Origin of the sequence: Serratia sp. (in: enterobacteria) (genome assembly GCF_051654945.1) — a bacterium.
Lineage (GTDB): Bacteria > Pseudomonadota > Gammaproteobacteria > Enterobacterales > Enterobacteriaceae > Chania.
The window spans coordinates 1-1,475 of record NZ_JBOFZA010000115.1; the positions used below are offsets into that span (position 1 = coordinate 1).

General features: G+C 52.9%; 3 protein-coding genes and 1 pseudogene. 3 read left to right on the plus strand and 1 reads right to left on the minus strand.

Features of this window, described 5'->3' with window-relative positions:
* From ACRDCA_RS25275 to ACRDCA_RS25285, 3 genes and pseudogenes are all read left to right on the plus strand, one after another.
* Window positions 1-198: pseudogene (locus tag ACRDCA_RS25275) on the plus strand (hypothetical protein); the annotation flags it as partial.
* Window positions 199-441: 243 nt separating this feature from the next.
* A complete protein-coding gene (gene vapB, locus ACRDCA_RS25280) occupies window positions 442-672 on the plus strand; it encodes a type II toxin-antitoxin system VapB family antitoxin (protein WP_438691978.1) in 231 nt (76 codons plus the stop codon).
* Window positions 669-1,085, plus strand: coding sequence for a type II toxin-antitoxin system VapC family toxin (locus ACRDCA_RS25285; protein ID WP_438691979.1), 417 nt, complete (start codon window positions 669-671; stop codon window positions 1,083-1,085). The genes vapB and ACRDCA_RS25285 overlap by 4 nt, the downstream gene beginning before the upstream one ends.
* A 285-nt stretch (window positions 1,086-1,370) precedes the next feature.
* On the opposite strand, the gene ACRDCA_RS25290 is transcribed toward ACRDCA_RS25285, so the two are convergent.
* The coding region (locus ACRDCA_RS25290; protein ID WP_438691980.1) for a fimbrial protein at window positions 1,371-1,475 on the minus strand (105 nt) is incomplete at its 5' end.

Below are 1,475 nucleotides of genomic sequence, written 5' to 3' on the forward strand. Positions count from 1 at the left end.
TACTTTGCCAGTAGTTGTGGTGGCGCACCAATATCTATCATCCGGCAATATATTGAACAACAGCAAACACCTGGTTAGGTGGAAAACCGCGCCTTATATCCCTGCCCTGAAGGACAGGGTTTTACGGCGCATTGGATAAGGCAGAAACAGCTTATCAAAATGAAGCTACAAGTTTCGGTGCCTCCCCTGAATCAGTAAGTGAAAATATAAACGACATGAGGAAGACAATAGGAAACGCCATACTGGTAAATGCCAGGCAGCAGCCGTGGTTAAACTACCCGAAAGCGGATCTCAGCCGAAAAAGAGAGAAGATGATCTAGGCTTCACCTATCCATATGCATGACATCTGCATATACTTAACCTATACAAACTTAACCGAAACATCTATACTCAGCATATGCGGGAATACTCCCTGACACACTCAGCATATGAGGAAAAACCATGCGCACAGTTTCTATTTTTAAAAACGGCAACAACCGCGCCATCCGTCTGCCCCGCGATCTGGATTTTGAGGGGGTGAGCGAGCTGGAGATCGTCCGGGAAGGGGACAGCATCATTCTGCGCCCCGTCCGGCCTACCTGGGGTTCCTTTGCTCAGTTTGAAAAAGCCGACACAGATTTTATGGCGGAGCGTGAAGACGTTGTCAGCGACGAAGGACGATTTGACCTGTGAACAAAACCTATATGCTCGACACCAACATTTGCTCGTTCATCATGCGCGAACAGCCGGACGCCGTGATTAAGCGGCTTGAGCAGGCGGTACTGCGCAACCACCGCATCGTGATCTCGGCCATCACCTATGCAGAAATGCGCTTCGGCGCGATCGGCAAGAAGGCCTCGCCGCGCCATGCGCAACTGGTCGACGCGTTCTGCACCCGCCTCGATGCCGTGCTGACCTGGGACCGGGCGGCGGTGGACGCTACCACGGAAATCAAGGCGGCCCTGGCTGCAGCCGGGACACCGATCGGCCCGAACGATACGGCGATCGCCGGGCACGCCATCGCCGCCGGTGCCGTGCTGGTGACGAATAATACAAGCGAGTTTGCGCGGGTGCCGGGGCTGACGCAGGAAGACTGGGTGAAGTAAGCGGAGGATTTCAGGGGCTACGTGAAAATTACAGCGACTTCGGACCCACACTAGCCACAGAAAAGCTCAGCGAACGCCACCAAATATCGATCTCTGTAGAAACCATACGTCACTGGATGATTGCCGACGGTCTCTGTGTTGATCCAATGACTGGCTTCCTTCTCCTCCGAACCCACTGATTTAACAGACGCGGCTCCAGCGACCAATATTTTCACTTAGTTTACTGTTGTGCCGTTGCACACAATAGCCCCCCAACGACTGCCGACCATCCAATAATTTTTATCATTACTGCACCTGAATAATGACCTGCGCTGTCGCGCTGACTTTGCCCGCTGTCACCGTTTTGCCCGGTAAAGCCTTCAACGTGGCGTTAAGGGTTTTGGTGTACGA

Coding starts and splice junctions, on each gene's coding strand:
- vapB (WP_438691978.1), top strand. CDS start 442: ATGCGCACAGTTTCTATTTTTAAAAACGGCAACAACCGCGCCATCCGT.